This window comes from Natrinema versiforme, from assembly GCF_005576615.1.
Taxonomy (GTDB): Archaea; Halobacteriota; Halobacteria; order Halobacteriales; family Natrialbaceae; genus Natrinema; species Natrinema versiforme_A.
On record NZ_CP040330.1, the window covers coordinates 2,608,291 to 2,625,682 of the forward strand.

At 65.4% G+C, this 17,392-nt stretch carries 21 protein-coding genes; 12 read left to right on the top strand and 9 right to left on the bottom strand.

What is annotated here, in order from left to right; translation table 11 throughout:
* Nucleotides 1-36 precede the first annotated feature (36 nt).
* The 3 genes from FEJ81_RS12825 to FEJ81_RS12835 are packed head-to-tail and all read left to right on the top strand — an operon-like array spanning nucleotide 37 to nucleotide 1,241.
* Nucleotides 37-222 (top strand): DUF7331 family protein, encoded by a 186-nt coding sequence (locus tag FEJ81_RS12825; protein ID WP_175416415.1) that lies wholly within the window; start codon nucleotides 37-39, stop codon nucleotides 220-222.
* 51 nt (nucleotides 223-273) lie between these two features.
* Nucleotides 274-780, top strand: a complete 507-nt coding sequence (locus tag FEJ81_RS12830) for a DUF7322 domain-containing protein (protein ID WP_138245659.1) — start codon at nucleotides 274-276, stop codon at nucleotides 778-780.
* Nucleotides 777-1,241 (top strand): DUF7346 family protein, encoded by a 465-nt coding sequence (locus FEJ81_RS12835; protein WP_138245660.1) that lies wholly within the window; start codon nucleotides 777-779, stop codon nucleotides 1,239-1,241. Before FEJ81_RS12830 ends, FEJ81_RS12835 begins: the two co-directional genes overlap by 4 nt.
* A 38-nt stretch (nucleotides 1,242-1,279) precedes the next feature.
* Here FEJ81_RS12835 and rad50 read toward each other — a convergent pair whose 3' ends face one another.
* The 3 genes from rad50 to FEJ81_RS12850 form a co-directional block, all read right to left on the bottom strand.
* On the bottom strand, nucleotides 1,280-3,964 hold the full coding sequence (rad50, locus tag FEJ81_RS12840; protein WP_138245661.1) for a DNA double-strand break repair ATPase Rad50: 2,685 nt from the start codon (nucleotides 3,962-3,964) through the stop codon (nucleotides 1,280-1,282).
* Nucleotides 3,961-5,385, bottom strand: coding sequence for a DNA double-strand break repair protein Mre11 (gene mre11 / locus FEJ81_RS12845; protein ID WP_138245662.1), 1,425 nt, complete (start codon nucleotides 5,383-5,385; stop codon nucleotides 3,961-3,963). The genes rad50 and mre11 overlap by 4 nt, the downstream gene beginning before the upstream one ends.
* Before the next feature lie 156 nt (nucleotides 5,386-5,541).
* The gene (locus FEJ81_RS12850; protein ID WP_138245663.1) at nucleotides 5,542-5,811 is read right to left on the bottom strand and encodes a MarR family transcriptional regulator; all 270 of its coding nucleotides are present in this window, start codon (nucleotides 5,809-5,811) and stop codon (nucleotides 5,542-5,544) included.
* Nucleotides 5,812-5,937: 126 nt separating this feature from the next.
* On the opposite strand from FEJ81_RS12850, the gene pan1 reads away from it, so the two are divergent.
* Nucleotides 5,938-7,155 carry a proteasome-activating nucleotidase Pan1 gene (pan1, locus tag FEJ81_RS12855; RefSeq protein WP_138245664.1) on the top strand — a complete coding sequence of 406 codons (1,218 nt, stop codon included), beginning with the start codon at nucleotides 5,938-5,940 and terminating at the stop codon, nucleotides 7,153-7,155.
* 144 nt (nucleotides 7,156-7,299) lie between these two features.
* Here the strand turns inward: pan1 and FEJ81_RS12860 are convergent, their stop codons facing one another.
* The 3 genes from FEJ81_RS12860 to FEJ81_RS12870 form a co-directional block, all read right to left on the bottom strand.
* A complete protein-coding gene (locus FEJ81_RS12860; protein WP_138245665.1) occupies nucleotides 7,300-7,701 on the bottom strand; it encodes a DUF5684 domain-containing protein in 402 nt (133 codons plus the stop codon).
* Between the two features lie 323 nt (nucleotides 7,702-8,024).
* Nucleotides 8,025-9,008: a phosphomevalonate decarboxylase MvaD gene (gene mvaD / locus FEJ81_RS12865; protein ID WP_138245666.1), complete on the bottom strand. Its 984-nt coding sequence runs from the start codon at nucleotides 9,006-9,008 to the stop codon at nucleotides 8,025-8,027.
* Nucleotides 9,009-9,197: 189 nt separating this feature from the next.
* On the bottom strand, nucleotides 9,198-9,821 hold the full coding sequence (locus FEJ81_RS12870) for a hypothetical protein (protein ID WP_138245667.1): 624 nt from the start codon (nucleotides 9,819-9,821) through the stop codon (nucleotides 9,198-9,200).
* A 203-nt stretch (nucleotides 9,822-10,024) separates the two neighbouring features.
* On the opposite strand from FEJ81_RS12870, the gene nth reads away from it, so the two are divergent.
* Both nth and FEJ81_RS12880 read left to right on the top strand, forming a co-directional pair.
* A complete protein-coding gene (gene nth / locus FEJ81_RS12875) occupies nucleotides 10,025-10,708 on the top strand; it encodes an endonuclease III (RefSeq protein ID WP_138245668.1) in 684 nt (227 codons plus the stop codon).
* Between the two features lie 101 nt (nucleotides 10,709-10,809).
* The gene (locus FEJ81_RS12880; protein WP_138245669.1) at nucleotides 10,810-11,070 is read left to right on the top strand and encodes a hypothetical protein; all 261 of its coding nucleotides are present in this window, start codon (nucleotides 10,810-10,812) and stop codon (nucleotides 11,068-11,070) included.
* A 108-nt stretch (nucleotides 11,071-11,178) separates the two neighbouring features.
* Here the strand turns inward: FEJ81_RS12880 and FEJ81_RS12885 are convergent, their stop codons facing one another.
* Both FEJ81_RS12885 and FEJ81_RS12890 read right to left on the bottom strand, forming a co-directional pair.
* Nucleotides 11,179-11,976, bottom strand: a complete 798-nt coding sequence (locus FEJ81_RS12885; protein WP_138245670.1) for an NAD(+)/NADH kinase — start codon at nucleotides 11,974-11,976, stop codon at nucleotides 11,179-11,181.
* A 108-nt stretch (nucleotides 11,977-12,084) separates the two neighbouring features.
* Complete coding sequence (locus FEJ81_RS12890) at nucleotides 12,085-13,395, bottom strand: M28 family peptidase (protein ID WP_138245671.1); 1,311 nt, start codon at nucleotides 13,393-13,395, stop codon at nucleotides 12,085-12,087.
* Nucleotides 13,396-13,533: 138 nt separating this feature from the next.
* On the opposite strand from FEJ81_RS12890, the gene FEJ81_RS12895 reads away from it, so the two are divergent.
* The 3 genes from FEJ81_RS12895 (at nucleotide 13,534) to FEJ81_RS12905 (ending at nucleotide 15,460) form a co-directional block, all read left to right on the top strand.
* On the top strand, nucleotides 13,534-14,598 hold the full coding sequence (locus FEJ81_RS12895; RefSeq protein ID WP_138245672.1) for a polyprenyl synthetase family protein: 1,065 nt from the start codon (nucleotides 13,534-13,536) through the stop codon (nucleotides 14,596-14,598).
* Nucleotides 14,599-14,702: 104 nt separating this feature from the next.
* Complete coding sequence (locus FEJ81_RS12900) at nucleotides 14,703-15,098, top strand: DUF7541 family protein (protein WP_138245673.1); 396 nt, start codon at nucleotides 14,703-14,705, stop codon at nucleotides 15,096-15,098.
* A 113-nt stretch (nucleotides 15,099-15,211) separates the two neighbouring features.
* Entirely contained in the window at nucleotides 15,212-15,460 is a 249-nt protein-coding gene (locus FEJ81_RS12905) for a DUF6684 family protein (protein WP_138245674.1), read from the top strand.
* Between the two features lie 25 nt (nucleotides 15,461-15,485).
* On the opposite strand, the gene FEJ81_RS24205 is transcribed toward FEJ81_RS12905, so the two are convergent.
* Nucleotides 15,486-15,620 carry a hypothetical protein gene (locus FEJ81_RS24205; protein WP_267877909.1) on the bottom strand — a complete coding sequence of 45 codons (135 nt, stop codon included), beginning with the start codon at nucleotides 15,618-15,620 and terminating at the stop codon, nucleotides 15,486-15,488.
* Nucleotides 15,621-15,882: 262 nt separating this feature from the next.
* Here FEJ81_RS24205 and rpl12p point away from each other — a divergent pair, with 262 nt between their 5' ends.
* The 3 genes from rpl12p to FEJ81_RS12920 all read left to right on the top strand — a co-directional run bounded on the left by rpl12p (nucleotide 15,883) and on the right by FEJ81_RS12920 (nucleotide 17,257).
* Complete coding sequence (gene rpl12p, locus FEJ81_RS12910) at nucleotides 15,883-16,227, top strand: 50S ribosomal protein P1 (RefSeq protein WP_138245675.1); 345 nt, start codon at nucleotides 15,883-15,885, stop codon at nucleotides 16,225-16,227.
* A gap of 138 nt (nucleotides 16,228-16,365) precedes the next feature.
* The gene (locus FEJ81_RS12915) at nucleotides 16,366-16,629 is read left to right on the top strand and encodes a DUF7520 family protein (protein WP_138245676.1); all 264 of its coding nucleotides are present in this window, start codon (nucleotides 16,366-16,368) and stop codon (nucleotides 16,627-16,629) included.
* A gap of 160 nt (nucleotides 16,630-16,789) precedes the next feature.
* Nucleotides 16,790-17,257 (top strand): hypothetical protein, encoded by a 468-nt coding sequence (locus FEJ81_RS12920; protein WP_229504707.1) that lies wholly within the window; start codon nucleotides 16,790-16,792, stop codon nucleotides 17,255-17,257.
* The last annotated feature ends 135 nt before the right edge of the window (nucleotides 17,258-17,392 follow it).

The window sequence follows — 17,392 nt, forward strand, 5'->3', positions numbered from 1 at the left end:
AGACATATAACTTGGTAACACATAGCACAGGATCAGGTGATCGATGTGTCCACCCATGTGAACGACGACGCGACGGATCCGAGCGAACCGAGTAGCGAACCCGCGGGGACCGCAACGATCGAGTCCTACGAGACCGAGGACGGCGTCGTCTTCTACGACGCCGAGAACCCGCTCGCGTGGGTGGAGACCTCCCGGACGCTCACCCTCGCTGAGTTGGCCTGAACTGCCGTCGAAACGCGAACACTTTTCCTGTCGGTCGCCCTTCCGCCGAACGTGGTGTTCGACCCGTTCGAAGACGAGTCCGAGGACTGGGAGCCCGACGATCCCTACGACGACCCCGAGGACGCCTTCGAAGACCCGGACGACGATTCGCTGACGATTCCGAGCGTCGAAACGGACGATCTCGCCGCCGAGGCCGACGAGGAGCCGTACACGAACTCGGTCGACGTTCCGACCGTAACCACCGACGAGACCGACGCCCCGAACGACCTCCTCGAGGCGTTCTGGGTCCTTATCATCGTGATCAACGGCGCGTTGCTTGCTCTCTCGCTCGGCGTCCTGTTTCTGCTCTTCGAGGGCGACACGACGACGGGCGGGTGGCTGCTCGTCATCGGACTCGTGCTGAGCGGGTTCGCGGCGCGGCGGTATTGGCAGTACCAGGACACCGCGTTCGAGACGGACCCGCCGAACGGATCGGAGCCGACCGACGATGCCGACGCCACGACCGAACCGGACCCGACGGACGAATCGAACACACCCGACGACCCGACTCATTCATGAAATCCGTTCAGGACGACACCGGCAAACGCTACCTCCTTCTCAAGCGATCGGACAGCGCGAGCCTCGTCCGCGATCCCGAAAACGGCAACGAGTGTTACATTCAGAACGACCGCCTCGAGGTCGTCGACGAGGAATCGTCCCTCGAGACGGCCGCCCGAAGCGTGGGCGACCCGGTGCTAACGCTGCTGACGAACGTCCACGACGAGGAGACGCTCGGCCTGTTGGTCGAACTCGCGGAGCGCGGCCCGCTCGGGGTGCGGACCCTGCTCGACGGCTACGACTTCTGCGAGAGCGACCTCCACGGCCGGCTGACGGTCCTCACCGCCGCCGGACTGCTCGAGGAGACGGAGGTCGCCGGCGAGCGCGGCTACCGGCTCACCGAGGACTGCGAGACCGCACTCGAGACGATTCGCCCGAGTCTCGAGGCGACGGACGAGACGGCCATGACCGACCCCGAGTGAGCCGGCCGAACTGAACCGAACGGAGACGAAGCGTCGTGTTACTCCGACGCGAGCAGTTCCGCTTCCGGCGGCTCGCCGCGCTCGAGTCGCGAGCGGTTCGACGTGGCGTCCTTTTCGACCCGGACGAGCGAATCGGCCGCGCCGACGAGTTCCTCGTCGTGGCTGACGACGACGATCTGTTCGACGCCCAGATCACGCATGGACTCGACCAGCGAGACGAGCTGCGTGACGTGGCCCGAATCGAGGAAGACCGTCGGCTCGTCCAAGATCAGCGGCGGCATCGGCGCGGTTCCCTCTACGCCCTCGGCGAGCAACCGATAGATCGCACACCGCAGGCTGAGGTTGAACAGCGCCCGCTCGCCGCCGGATAGCTGCTCGGGCTCGAGCGCTTCGCCGTCCTTCTGGTAGACCGTCAGCCGGTAGTCGCCGTCGAGATCGATCGCCGCGTAGGAGTCGTTCTGATAGACGAGATCGAACGTCTCGTTGAGCAGCCGCTCCAAGGTCTCGACGTTGCGCTGGCGCAGTTCCGCCCGCAGTTCCCCGTAGGTCGTCTGTAGCGTCTCGGCCTCGTCGTACAGCGACTCGAGTTGCTCACACCGATCCTCGAGGCTCTCGAGGCGCTCGCGGAGGCGCTCGAGTTCCTCGAGCTCGTTCTCGACGGCGCCGATCGCGTTCTGGACGCCGTTGCGTTGCTCCTCGAGTTCGTCGAGTTTGTCGTCGACCTGCTCGATATACTGCTCCGCGTTTTGCTTGTCCTCGCGGGCGGTCTCGACCCGTTCCTCGTCGAACTCGGACTCGAGGTCGCGCTTGCGGTCGCGCTTCTCGGAGAGCCCCTCGCGGCGCTCGTCGTTCATCGTCTCCCAGTCCTGGCGTCGCTCCCGCAGGGTTTCGATCTCGCTCTCGAGGGCCGCCCGCTCGTCGGCGATCGCCGAGATTCGTTCGAGCGTCTCGAGGGTCTCCTTGATCGCGCCGCGTTCGGTGTTGATCGCGCCGAGTTCGGCCCGCGCGTCGTCGATGTCCGCTTCGCGTTCCGCTGCCGCCGCACGCTTTTCCTCGGCCTCGGTTTCGTACTCGTCGGCGTCCTCGTGGAGCCGCTCGCGCTGTTCACGGCGGTCCGCCAGCGTCTCGCGTTTCTCCGCGAGCAGTTGCTCGATGTTGTCGCGGTTCTCCTCGAGCCGATCGACGTTCCGCTCGGCCTCCCGCAGGTCCTCGGCGCGGTCGATCCGATCGTCGATCTCGTCGCGCTGGGCCTCGAGTTCCTCGCGCTCGGCCTCGAGGTCGGCGAGTTCCTCCCGGCGCTCATCCAGTACGTCGACGTGGGGCGAGTCCTCGACCGGTTGGCCGCACTCGGGACACTTCCCCTCCTCGAGTAACCGCTCGCCCTCCTCGATCGCGTTCTCGGCGGTCCGGATATCGGCGGTGAGATCGTTGCTCTCCGAGACCAGTTCCTCGCGCTCGGCCTCGAGTTCCTCGAGCTGTGACTCGGCCTCGCCGAACTCGACGGGCGCGTCCTCGAAAGTCGCTCGCGCGGTCTCGATCTGCTCGTCGAGGTCCTCGAGTTTCTCCTCGCGGTCCGCGATCGCCTCCTCGTCGGCGTCGATCCGATCCTCGAGGTCGTCGGCCTCCTCGCGGGCCTCGTCGGCCCGCGTCTCGAGGTCGTCGGCCTCGGACCGAAGTCGTTCGATCTCGTTGTTCCCTTCGGTGATCGTCACGCGAACGTCCTCGAGGTCGTCCCGGAGTTCCTCGTCGCGGGCCTCGAGATCCGCGATTCGCTCCTCGACCGCTTCCTCGTCGGGGTCCGTGGCCTCGAGGTCGGTCTCCGCGAGCAGGTCGTCGCGCTCGTCCGCGAGTTCCTCGCGTCGGTCGCGGACCTCGCCGATCTCGTCTTTCGCGTCCTCGCGCTTGCGTTCGGTCTCGGAGATCTTCGACCGCAGCCCCTCGATCTCTTCCTCGAGCGTCTCGATCTCGTCGCGGGTCTCCGCGTGGCGATCGAGGACGTCTTCGGCCGTCTCGAGGGTTTCCTGAGCCTGCTCGCGTTGCGTTTCGTAGTGCTCGATCTCTTCCGCGACGTCGGCGCGGCGGGACTCGAGGCTATTCAGCCGCTCGTGGAGGTCCTTCGCTTCTTTCTGCTCGACCTGATTGCGGATGTCCTCGAGGACTTCGCGCTGGCCGTCGAGCACCGTTTTGACGCCGAGCCGGGCCTCGCTGGCCCGCTCGCGGTAGTCCTCGAGCGCGCCGAGTTGGAGCAGGTCGTCGATCATGTCCTGCCGGTCGCTCGGCGAGGCGTGAATGAGCTTGTTGACCTCGCCCTGCCGGACGTACGCGCAGTTGACGAACGCCTCGGCGTCCATCCGCAGGAGTTCGGTCACCTCCCGGCGCACGTCGCGTGCCCCCTCGATCGTCTCGGTCGGCGTCTCGAGGACGCACTTCGTCGTGGTCGCGCGGTCGCCGCGCAGTTTGAGCCGGCGGTCGACGTGATACTCGCGGCCGTCGTGGGTGAACCAGAGTTCGACCTCGGCCTCTTCCTCGCCGGTCGTGATCACGTCGTCTAGCGTGCGATCGTCCAAGGCCTTCGAGCCGTAGAGCGCGAAGAAGACCGCCTCGAGCAGCGTCGACTTCCCGCTGCCGTTGACGCCGTGGACGACGGTGACCCCGTGCTCGAGTGTAAGGTCGGCGTCGCCGTAGCACTTGAAGTTCAACAGGCGGACGCGGTCGACTCTCACGCGAAATCACCCAGCGACGCGGTATCCGCGTCGGCATCGGCATCAGTAGTTTCGTCCGTCTCGGCGGGGTCAGTGTCGCCGTCATCGTCGATGTCAGCAGTCGTGCCGTCGCTGGCATCGGGGGTCGCCTCGGCCTCGATCTCGCCTCCGTTCGTCGCGGCCGCCCTGTCGGCGTCGCCGTCGGCGTCCGCCGAGCCGGTCGACTCGGCCGCTGCCGTGTCTGTCGCCGTCCCGCTTTCGTCCGCGAACTGATCGGCGACCGTCGTCACGTCCTCGTCGCCCGGTTCCCGTTCCGGCGCGGGCTCGAACGCCGACTCGTCGTCCTCGAGCAGGTCGCGAACCCGCCGTTCGACCGACTCGCGGACGTTCGAATCGGCGAGGTCGCCGCTCCGGACGGTCTCGTCGATCTCGAGCGCGGCGTTGCTGAGCCCCATCTCGCGCACCCGTTCGCGGACGGCGTCGTCCGGGTTCGCGAAGCTCACCGATACGTCCTCGTCCTCGTCGGGCAGTTCGCGGCGATCGTTGACGCGGGCGACGAGCGCGCCGCGGTCGATGGCGAGTTCCTCGATCGCGGCCGGTGCGATGGGGCGGCCCTCGCCCTCGACAGTGACGATGACGACCGCGTCCTCGAGGTCGTGCTGGCGGACGCGTTCCTGCACGCGGTCGACGCCTTCCCCCTCCGCGAGGTCGGCGTCGACGAAGACGAACTCCCGGGTCGAGGAGAGCCCCCGGCGGCTGATCGCGACTTCGTCGTCCGCGAAATCGACGAGGTTGTAGCCCCGGTCCTCGCGCTCGCTGGCGCTCGCGCGCTCGGTCGACCCGCAGTAGGTGACCCACGTATCGCGTACCTCCGCGGTGTCCGGTTTGTGGTTGTCCCCCAGCAGGACAGCGTCGAAATCGACCGTCGACTCCTCGAGGACCGTCTCGGTATCCCAGTCCGCGTGCGCGAAGGGTTCGAAGAGGCCGTGGCTCACCAGCGTCGCGTACGCCGCATCGTCCGGGACGGCGTCGAAATCGTAGGTCAGATCGTCCCGCCGTGAGCGGGGGACGAAGTCCAGCCCGTAGACGGCGATGTCGTCGACGACGACCGGCTCGGCACCGAGCCGGGTCGCCAGTCCGAGATCCGCGAAGAGATCGAGCCACTGGGCGTCGCGTTTCGACTCGTGGTTGCCGACGACGGCGAGAAAGGGGATGTCGGCGTCGGCGAGCACCCGGAGGATGTCGACGGTTCCCTGCAGGTCGACCAGTCCCGGCCGGCGGTCGTGAAAGAGGTCGCCGGCGTGGACCACCGCGTCGACGTCGTCCGCGACCGCGTCCTCGACGACGGTCCGGAACGCCTCGAGGAAGTCCTGTCGTCGCTCGGGCGAATTGTACTGCTGGTACCCAAGGTGGGTATCGCCCGTGTGTAGTACCCGCGTCATTGGCCAGTCGTTGGCGAGCCCGCCCTAAAGGGGTTCCGTGACCGAAGTGAAAGTAGTACGGACAGTTCGGAGACCCTCGAGACGGCCGACCGTGTCGCGCTCGCAGACGAGAGAAACAGAAGCGAGAACGGCTGCAATCGACACGACGAACGCCAGTTACGATTCGATATCGAGACTGTACAGGCGCTTGCGGGCGTCGGAGAACGAAAAGCGCGAATCGATGACGTTCTCCTCGTCGAGTCGGTTGAGCGCGTACCGCACGGTCCGAGAGGGGAGGAGCGTCTCGTCGGCGATCTGTTGTTGGGTCATCGTGTCGTTGTACTCGAGGACCTTCGCGACGAGTTTCGCGCTCGGCGGCAGCTCGCGCACGTCGTCCCACGTTCCCCGCTCGCTGGTCTCCTGTCGAAGCGACTCTGAAGCACTCATCCTACCTTCCCATTCCGAATACGGGGTGATAATATTTTCTATTCGTTTTAATGCCCCATGGTTATATTACGGGCCTGAATATACCTACCCGAAGTCTCTTATGAACCAGTACCTAAAGGACGGGTGATGAGCGACACCGTGGACGACGTCGACCTCCCATATGATGAGGACGAGGCGTCCCAACAGGAGAAAATCCAGGCGCTCGAGGAACGGCTGGAGATCCTCGAGGCGCAAAACGAGGAGATGCGCGACAAGCTCCTCGACGCCAACGCCGAGAACAACAAGTACCAGCAGAAACTCGAGCGACTCACACACGAGAACAAGAAACTCAAGCAGTCGCCGCTGTTCGTCGCCACCGTCCAAGAGGTCACGGACGAGGGCGTCATTATCAAACAGCACGGGAACAATCAGGAGGCGCTGACCGAAGTCACCGACGAGATGCGCGAGGACATCGAACCCGACGCGCGGGTCGCGGTCAACAACTCGCTGTCTATCGTCAAGCCCCTCTCGAACGAAACCGACGTCCGCGCTCGCGTGATGGAAGTCACCGAGAGCCCGGAGGTCAGCTACGAGGACATCGGCGGGCTCGAAGAGCAGATGCAAGAGGTCCGCGAGACCGTCGAGATGCCCCTCGAGAAGCCCGAGATGTTCGACGACGTGGGCATCGACCCGCCCAGCGGCGTCCTGCTCTACGGGCCGCCGGGCACCGGCAAAACGATGCTCGCCAAGGCCGTCGCCAACCAGACCGACGCCACCTTCATCAAGATGGCCGGCTCGGAACTGGTCCACAAGTTCATCGGCGAGGGGGCAAAGCTCGTCCGCGACCTCTTCGATGTCGCCCGCGAGCACGAACCCGCAGTGATCTTCATCGACGAGATCGACGCCATCGCGGCCAAGCGGACCGAGTCCAAGACCTCCGGCGACGCCGAGGTCCAGCGGACCATGATGCAACTCCTCTCGGAGATGGACGGCTTCGAGGAGCGCGGCGAGATCCGCATCATCGCCGCCACCAACCGCTTCGACATGCTCGACCGCGCCATCCTTCGACCCGGCCGGTTCGACCGCCTGATCGAAGTGCCAAAGCCCAACGCCGAGGGCCGCGAGATCATCTTCGAGATCCACACCCGCGGGATGAACGTCGCCGACGACGTCGAATTCGCTGAACTGGCCGAAGAGGCCGACAACGCCTCCGGTGCCGACATCAAAGCGGTCTGTACCGAGGCCGGCATGTTCGCCATCCGCGACGACCGCACCGAGATCCGGATGGAGGACTTCCGCAACGCGTGGGACAAGGTCCAAGCCGAATCCGACGAGACGGAAGACGTCTCGAAAACCTTCGCCTAACACCCCGGCTCGAGGTCGACGTCAGTTCGTTATTTCGTCTTTCGTTCGCTCGAGCGACGGCATCGCTGGTTGTGAGTCGCAGTTCGAACCGACCACCGCGAGTTCTAGCAGGCTTGAACGATGGTCACAGCGCAGACGACCGCGCTACGCGCCCAGCGTGGGAGAGCCACGATACGTCGCGTCGCCGAAGCCGAGCAGCGGGAAGAAGAGGAATCCCAGGAACCACAGCCCGAGAGTGAACCCGATCCCGTAGCCGAACGCGTTCGAAACGCCGGCGAACAGTTTGTAGGTAGCGTAAATATTCACGATGGGAACGAACATGACGAGGACCCACCACCACTCGTTGTTCCCGATTTTGAACATGATGTACCAGTTGTAGATGGGGATGATCGCCGCCCAGCCGGGTTGATTGGCTTTACTGAAGGTCTTCCATGCGCCTGCGATGTAGGACACGACAAACAGCAATCCGATGATCATCGTGAGGCCGCCGCCGGCTTCGCCGCCACCTTGTTGCAGCACGGCGGTTGTAATATCCAAATATGACATCACACCGCTTTCGAACACGTGACTAATAGTCATTCCGACTATATCCGAACCGGCGGTACCGGGTCGCCGTCGACTTGTCGGGAGGATCGGTCGATCACGAGAGGCTGTACTACTGCGTAGTCGTAACCGTTCGGAACTCGGACAGGTCTGAGAAAACGGTAGTAGCCACTGAAAGTCACTGCGCACCTGATCGCCGGACAGCGTTGCGATCAGTGTGCAAATCGGGTCAGTGGCTACGATAGCAAACGGTGTGAGAACGTGCCGACGATCGACCGGAGCACAGCGCGAAGCGCCCGTCGGAGGGTCGACGTCGCGAGCCGTCGTTAAAACAGGTGGTCGTCTTCCTCGAGCAGGCGGGCGGGGCCGCCGACGTCCCACGTGGTCGTCGAGACGCCGCAGTCGGAGACGGCTTCCTCGACTTCATCGGCGTGTTCTTCGGTGGTGTTGACGTAGACGCTGGCACCGGTGTCCGTCGAGAAGTAGACGGGGATGTCCTCTTCCTCGCGGAGTTCGCGGACCTTGTTGAAGACCGCAAGCGTGGCCGGCTGCCAGTAGACCCACCCGGAGGGGCCGGTCATGGTCGTCGCGGCCAGCGACAGCGAGTCGTGTTCGGCGCGTTCGAACACGCCCTCGAAGTCGTCGTTGCGCAGGGAGTCACGCATCTTCGCGATCTGCTCGTGGATGTGGGCGTTGCGGGCCTGGAACATGTGGCTGTCGGCGGCCTCGCGGTGGGCGTCGTCGGTGTCCTTGTGGTAGGGGACGAGGCCGACGATGATCTTCAGGTCCTCGTGGAGGTTCGAGGGGATCCGCTCGGAGCGACAGTCCTCGTCGTTCATCCCGGTGCGGAGATGCGAGAACGCGCCGGTGACCGCCCGCGCGGCCGAGGCCGACCCGACGCGCGCAATCGTCGAAATTTCCCCTTTCGAGGCGTCGAGTTCGGCCGCCTCGGCCAGCGCCATCGCCGCGGCCGCAAAGCCAGAGGAAGACGACCCCAGTCCGACGTTCGTCGGGAAGCTGTTCTCGCTCTCGAGGCGGACCGGGTAGACGGTGTGGGCGGCGTCGGACTTCGAGCGGGCCTTCTCGACGACGGCCTCGACCCGTTCGTGGGCCCGTCCCTCGAGTTCCTCGCCGTCGACGATGAAGGTGTCCTCGTCGTAATCCATCGAGAACTCGACGGTCGTCCGCGTGTGGCTGGGGGCCGTACAGACGCTGATACTGTCGTGGTACGGAAGCCGCTCGATCTCGTCGCGCATCCCGTGATACTTGACCAGTCCCTGAATGGGGTGGGCCATGGCCGTGGCTTTCATACCCGGATACGTGGCTGAAGACCGCTTAAACCTCACGGCATCCTATCAGTCCGACGGTTCGAACGTCTCAGCGACGCTCCGGTCCTATATCCGCAGTATATCGCACTTCTCGTCGATTTCATAAACGGTCTGATCGATCGTCCGCGGCGAACTCCCGGATCGGCGTTCTCACTTCCGACGCCGCGCGACCTATTTTCGCTCGGTCTCGGCATCCGGGTCGGTCCCCATTACCTCCTCGAGCGCGGACAGCCGCTGCTCGAGCGCGCCGATATCCTCCGTCAGGGACGCTCGCACCCGTTCGAGATCGCTCTCGAGGTCCGACGTGACCGCGTCGAAGGCGGTCGCGACCGTTCGCTCGAGGGCCGCGAGATCGTCCGCGAGCGCGTCGATGTCGGTGTCATCAACGCGGTCGGGATCATCGTCGCGAACGTCAGCGAGGGAATCGCGGACGGCGGTGAGCTCCGAGCAGAACTCCCGCGTCTCGGACTCGAGACTCGACAGTCGGGTCTCGAGATCCCGCAGGCGGCGGTCGACGGTATCGAGCCGCGGCTCGAGGTCGTTCTCGATCTCGGCCCGCAGTTCGGCGTGGGCCGCCGTCTGGTCGTCGAGAGCCGCCCGCAGGGACTCGATGGCGGCCTCGGTCTCCGCGACCCGCTCCGGCGTGGCCGTCCGCTCGAGGTCGAGCGCCCGACGGAGCGCTTCCCCGTTCGGGCCGTCGTCGGCCTCGAGTTCGGCTATCAGCACGTCGAGCACGCCGATTCTCGACTGTCCCTCCGCACGATCGGCCTCTGTCCGATGAGTCTCCTCTGTCATTATCGCTCCTCTCCCGGCGGATCCGTCTTTCATACTACTCGAGTCGGAGATGATAATAGTACTCCTTCCGTGAATTCTGACAGGGAGATGTGTCGTGTGATCCGTGTCGCCGGCGTTCGGAAGTGAGGTCCGGTGTTCTGGTGATTCGAACTCCCCACCTCGAACCGAACGGCTCAAATGCGCGCTCTCGCAACGACTCCTGCATGGGAACCCCGCTCGAGACCCGCGCTGAACAGGCGACGGAGGTTATCGACCGACTCGAGGAAGCGTATCCGGACTCGACGATTTCGCTGCGGTACTCGAACCGGCTCGAACTCCTGATCGCGGTGATCCTCTCGGCGCAATGTACGGACGAACGGGTGAACAAGGAGACCAAGCACCTCTTCGAGAAGTACGACGGCGCCGAGGACTACGCCAACGCGCCAGAGGAGGAACTCGCGGAGGATCTGAATTCGATCACCTACTACAACAGCAAGGCGGGCTACATCAAGAGTTCCTGTAAGACGATCCTCGAGGACCACGACGGCGAGGTGCCGGACACGATGGACGAGTTGACCGACCTCTCGGGCGTCGGCCGGAAGACGGCGAACGTCGTCCTCCAGCACGGCCACGACATCGTCGAGGGAATCGTCGTCGACACGCACGTCCAGCGGCTCTCACAGCGGCTGGGGCTGACCGAGGAGGAGTATCCCGAACGGATCGAGCAGGACCTGATCGAGATCGTCCCCGAGGACGACTGGCAGCAGTTCACCCATCTCTGTATCGATCACGGTCGAGCGACCTGTACGGCCCAGAACCCCGACTGTGCCGACTGCGTGCTGGCGGATATCTGCCCGTCGGCAAAGGGCGACAGCGAGATCGATCTCGCTTCCGACGAACCCTGGTAAGACGCGGCTAAACGGCCAGTTGCTGCAATACAGCTGCCACGCCGACTCTCGCAAGCCCAACGCCTTTTCAGCGACCGCGGGTAGCCACAATCGGGATCACTATGTCTGACAACACTGACGAGCGCGACACCACCGGCAAGGACGAACACGGGCGGGACGTCCAGCTCGCGAAAGAGGAGACCGATCCCGAGGAGGCCCAGGACGAGGAGGGGCTCACCGAGGAAGAGAAGGAAGCTCGCGAGCGCCAAGACGAGGAACAGCGCCGGCAGGACATCGAACAGCAATCGGTCGACCGGGAAGACGACGCCCTCGAGAACGAGAATCCGGACCACCACCGCGACGAGGAGCCATACAACGGATAGGCGGGCACAGTCGAACCGGGCCGGCTGGACCAGACCCGGTCCCAGTCCCGCTCGCCGACCAGCGGCCGATACCGCCGTTTTCGCGCTCTCTTCTGCCGACTCCGTGAGTCACTTGTTCGGAACGACCAGCGTCGAGAGCGTCCCGGCAGCGGAGACGGTCACCGCGGAGTCGACGGTGACCGGATTGATCGATCGCCCGTCGACGACGAGCGTCACGTCGCACGCCTCGCGTTCGACGGTGAACGTCAGTTCGTCGGTCGGCAGCACCCACTGTCGGGTCTGGGTGACGAAGGGACCGATCGGCGCGACCGCCACCGCGTCGACGGCCCGCGAGAGCTGGGGCGCGTCGACCGCGCTCGCGTAGCCGTGACTCCCCGCCGGCGTCGCCGCGACGACGCCGTCGGCGCGAAAGGTCGCCACGGACCCGCCCCGGTCCCGGACGCCGTACTCCGAGATCCGAGCGGGTTCGTCTGTGATGAGCGTCACGTCGAACAGCGCACGCACTCGAGTCGCGGTCGCCGCTGTCTCGTCACGTGTCGACTCGAGGGCAACGCCGAGAACGGTCCGCTCGCGACTGCGAGCACGGCCGTCGAGGACGGCCTCGAGCGCATCCGAAAGGCGATCGCGGTCGACCGACTCGATCCCGGAAACGGAACCGACCGGCAGAACGGGACCGTCGACATCGGCGCGAGCGACCGCCGACAGGGCCGGTTCGCCGGCCGTCACCACCACCGACGGCTCCGCCGCGAGCACGTCCTCGAGCCCGCCGTCGACGATCGTCACGTCGGCGTCGGCAGCGGCGAGCACCGACTCGAGGTCGTCGTCGATTTCGATGGCGCCGCTCCCGTCTGCCTCGCCGACGACGCCGACCACGGGCGAATCGCCCGCGCTCCACGCGGCATCCATGGCCGTCAGTTCACACGGGCCGCTCAAAAGCGTACGGTTGTCGGTCGCAGACTGCACGCCGGCGGTCGGCTGCAGTCACCGCGGTCGCCCCGGGCCCCACGGGCGCGATCACTCGTCGTAGGGCCAATCGCCGGTGATCCGCATCCCTTCGGCGAGATCTTGGGACTCGAGGTCGGCCGCGATATCGGCGGTGTCCCTGTGATCGACCGTCACCTCGCTCTCGGCGAGTGCGACGACGTATTCAGTCAGGAGGATCGCCTGTTCGCGCAGGGTTCGGGGCTCGAGTTTCTCGATGGTGTCGGCGGCGGTGTGGCCCCAGCCCCGTCCCGGCCCGTCCGAGATCGATTTGACGTGACAGCCCGGAACGCCCCGTTCGACGAACGACCAGTGGTCGCTGTGGGGGCCGACCTTCGGGACCGTCCCGATCGGGTGATCGTACCGGTCGGCCACGTCGTTCGCGACCTCCTGCAGCGCGTCAAAGCCCTGCGTGACGATCGAGAGCGTCCGATCGCGGACGACGCCGTCGTTGTTGACGACCGCCTTGATCGTCTCGCGGTCCGTCTGCTCGGCGTATCGCGCGGAGCCGACGAGGCCGACCTCTTCCGCGCCGAAGCCGACGAACTCGATGCGGGTCTCGAGGTCGTCCTCGCGCGCCGCGAGGGCGTTCGCGAGTTCGACGATCATCGCGGTTCCGGCGCCGTTGTCCATCGCACCCTCGGCGATATCGTGGGCGTCGACGTGGCTCGTCACGAGCACGCGCTCGTCGGTGTCGGGGCCGAGTTCGGCGCGCACGTTCTGGCTCTCCGCAGGGTGGATGTCGGCCTCGACGGAGACTGTGATCGATTCCCCGTCGAACCGCCGGGCCAGCCGCGCGCCGACCTCGTTCGAGACGCCGAGTGCCGGAATCGCGCCGACCGGGTCCGCGTCGGTCCCCACGCTACCGGTCGGCGGCAGACAGCCCTCGACGTGGTTTCGGTACACGAACCCGACGGCGCCGTTCTCGACGGCGTGGTAGTACTTCTCCCGCCGGTGGACGTACCGATCGTAGTAGTCGGGGCTGTCGCTGCGGACCATGACGATCGCGTCCTCGACATCGGTCTCCGCGAAGTCCTCGGGCATGCCGTAGCCGAGATCGATCAGCGGCGCGACGACGCGCTCGTCGGGACTGCGCGGCAGGGCGATACACTCCTGTGTGGTGTCGCCGGCCGTAATCGCGCTGTCGCCACGGGTCCAGCCCTGTATCTCGAAGGGCTCGAGGCGGGCGTTTCGCGCGCCGGCGTCGGCCAGCGCGTCCCGGGTCAGTTCGGCGGCCTCGCGTTCGCCGTCGCTGCCGGCCATCCGGTTCCCGACATCGACGAGGTCCTCGAGGTGGGTCCAGCCGATGTCGCTCTCGAAAACGGATCCGATCCAAGCGCTCATGGCTGGAGTGACACACGGCGGCCGGGTAACTGTATCGCTCGCTGGATTCTGACCGCCGACTGTGGTATGTGGATTGACACCACTCGTTGACACGACAAACTACGAATCTTTTTTACGCCGCTCCCTCTCGGGGTCGGTATGCGGGAGACGCTTGCCGACTGGCGGCCGGCCATCGATGAGGCGATCGCCGATCTGGTCCCACGCGAGATCGACGCCGACTACCTCGAGTCCTTCTTCGGCCCCCCGACCTACGAGTACGACCCCACCGGCATCCAGCGCGCGCTGGCGACGCCGCTGTGGGATCTCCTCGACCGAGGCGGGAAGCGGTGGCGTGCGGTACTCTTTCTCGTCTTCGTCGAGGGATTCGGCGAGGACCCGGCCGAGTACCTGCCCTACGCCTGTATTCCGGAGATACTGCACAACGGGACGATCATCGTCGACGACGTCGAAGACGGGGCGACGATTCGGCGCGGCGAGCCCGCGCTCCACCGCGTCTACGGGCGCGACATCGCACTCAACGCCGGCAACGCGATGTACTTCCTGCCGCTGAAGGTCCTCACGCAGGATCCCGCCGACCTCCCGGCGGACCGGCGGCTGGCCGCCTACGAGATGCTCATGCACGAACTGAACCGCACCCATCTCGGCCAGGGGATGGACATCTGCTGGCACAACGAACGCGAGGTTCGGATCAGTACTGACCAGTACCTCGAGATGTGTGCGTGCAAGACCGGCTGTCTCGGCCGAATCGTCGCTCGCCTCGCCGCGATCATCACCGACCAACCGCCCGAGGTCGAGGCAGCCGTCGCCGAATACGCCGAACTGACCGCGGTCGCCTTCCAGATCGGCGACGACATCTTGGACATCGAGCACTCGCTCGGCCGAGCCGGCGAGTTCGGCAAGGAGTTCGGCAACGACATCCGCGAGGGCAAGAAGACGCTCATGGTCATCCACGCCATGCAAACGAGCGACCCCGACCGCGTCCGTCGGCTGCAGTCGATCCTCGAGGCCGAGGACAACACCGACGACGAAATCCTCGAGGCCCTTTCGATCCTCGAGGACGCGGGCAGCATCGAGTACGCCCGCGAGCGCGCCCTCGAGTTGGCCGCCGACGCGCGGGCGGCGATCGACGACGTAGACTTCGACGCGGAGACGACCCAAAAGCTCGAGGAGTTCACCGAATTCGTCATCGAGCGCGACGAGTAGCGAACCGACGCGCCCGCCGAGTCTCCGTTTTTCACTGTCTCGAGACTATCACTGGATCCGACGAGTAGGGCCAGATACTACACCCTCGACGTGGAACGCCGAGTATGGCCGACCACTCGCAGAGAGCGGCGACCGAACCGACACGGGCCGACGGCGGGCGGCCGTGGCCGATCCTCGTTGCCCTCGGACTCGTCGGATCGGAAGTCGGCATCGTCGTCGGTTTCCTCCCCGTCGCCGTCATCGGACTCGTCGCGTTCGCCGCGAGCGTCGCGGGAATTCTGGCGGACGCCGACTACATCGAGCGGCCGCTCGCGTTCGCGGCGAAATTCGGCGTGGCCTTCGTCGTCGGCGGCGGGGTACTGACCGCCCACGGGACCGGGACGGTGCCGATCGAACTCCTCGAACCGCTCTCCGGGCTGGCGAGTCGTGGCGTCGCGCTCGTCATCGCCGGCGTCGTGACAATCGCCGGTGCGGGGGTCGTGCGGTCCCGACGGAGATAGAACGATAGCAGCGCCGTGACGGCCGTGATCGCCACGACGGCCACCACGGTCGCAACGCGACTGAATCGAGTCGAAACCCATCGCAGACGTCCACTCGAGAGCATACAGAATCAATGAGTCGACGCGCATTCGACGCCGAAATCGGGCTCGATCTCACGGTCAACCTGATCCCGTTCGCGATCATGGCGTTCTTCGTCGCGGTCTTCGCGGTGTTCAACCCATGGGGGTTCGACCCGCTCCAGTCGACGATCCAGTTCGCCATCCTGATCGTGACGATGGGCACGCTCGCGGTCGCCACCTACGTCGCGGCTCGAGTGATCGAGACCGACGACCGCACGCGACACGACACGTCCGAGACCTGAGTGTGGCACGCCACCGGTTTCGGATTCAGTTGATGATCAGGACGAATCCGGTAATCGACATCAGTATCACGATGCCGACGAGCAGTACCAGGAACAGTTCCTTCTCGGATAGCCGGTGCTGGATGACTGTTCCGTCGGCGTCGGCCTTATCGGAACTCACGGGGGATCACTGTCGGGGCTACACCGTAATCGGGGAAGAACGTTTCCCAGCAGCCGGCCGTGACACCACACGTTCGCCCACCGAGAGAGACACCGGTGTCGGCTTTCCGTTCGTCGTTCGTTCTCGGCTGCGCGGGAGTCACGTTCACTGACCGACGGAGCGCCTATGTGGTTTACTCCCGTCTGATTCGAGTGCCGGAATCGAAGCGACGCCGCGCTCGGCGTGGCCGGGAGACTCGATTCCGGTCGAACGGGTGAGACCGATGGAATACGTCTACGCAGCCCTCATGCTCCACGAATCGGACCGAGAGATTTCCGAAGAGAACGTGCGCGACGTCGTCGAGGCCGCAGGGGTCGACGTCGAGGAGTCCCGCGTGAGAGCGCTCGTCGCCGCGCTCGAGGACGTCGATATCGAGGAAGCCATCGAGGAGACGGCGTTCGGCGCGGCCGCGCCCGCCCAGCCGGCGGCCGGCGGTGCGGACGCGTCGGCAGCGGAGGAAGAGCCAGCGGACGAAGAGCCGGAAGCCGAGGAAGAACCGGAAGACGAGGAGGAGGACGAAGACGAGGGAGACGCGTCGGGCGAAGGGCTCGGCGAACTGTTCGGCTGATCCGCCTCGCTTTCTTTTCGATCGGGTCGATCGGAGCCGCTCGAGTGAGCGACCGGTCTCGAATCGAGAGGACCGTCGCCGTATCACCGCCAGAGATCCGACACAAGACCCTCAAATCAGGCCGTCGTACGCGGGACCGTGTCCAGTGATCGCCGGATTACGGGCCGGAACGCCATCGCCGGGCTCGGCCTCGCGCTGGTCGCCGCGACCGCCGCCTTCGGGGCGGTGCTCGGCGCGACGCTGCCCGGCCGGACCGGGCTCGAGGAGATCACCGTCCTCGCGGTCGCAGTTCCCGTTACACCGCTCACGCTCGGCGTTTACGGGGCCGTTTCGGTCGGGGTCGTCCTCCTGTCGCTCCTGCTCGTCGTCCGAACACTCTCCCAATTCGATGCCGAGACGTGAGGGTCACGCACCGCCGCTCGCTACTCATAGATAGCTGTCCGCCCATCCGATCACACTCCTGTGAAAAGAACTACAGTACTGATCTTCGAACATCGCATGAAATGGCCGCCACTCTCCGAGCGATGGTCGTCCCCTTTTTCGCTGCCCTGTTTCCGGCGGTGTGGTACGTCAATCGCAACCTCACGACGGCCAGTCTCCCACCGTCGACGGAGCCCTCGCTCGAACTGCTCGCCGTCGGAATCGGCGTTTCGATCGCCGGATCGGCCGCCGTCGCGTTCGTATCGGCGTTCGTTGGGCGGCGAGTCACCGCGGACGAGCAGGCGTCGTCCCGGTATCGACGCGTGTTGCAACTCGACGACGCCTCTCTCGTCGCGTTCCCGGATTCGTCTCGCTCGCGTTCCTGTGGGCCGTCGTCGCGCTCGCCGGAATCGGGCCCGCGTGGCTCGGCGGCCTCCTCTCCGTGCCGCTCGCGCTGCTGGGACTGCCGCTCGTCCTTCTCAGTCCGCTCGCGATCCGGTTTCACTGGGCCGTGGTCCTCGGCCTCGTCGGAAGCGTCGTGTGGATGGCGGTGCTCGCGACGGTGCTATCGGACGCGGTTCACCGGTGGCGGACGACCGACGCCGCGTGACTCAGATAGTAGCTACTGAACGTAACTGCATACCTGATCGCTGGACGGCATTGCGATCAGTGTGCAAATCGGATCAGTGGCTACGATACGATCGGACAACAGTCAGTAGCCTCCCGATCGCGTTCCGCGACGGCG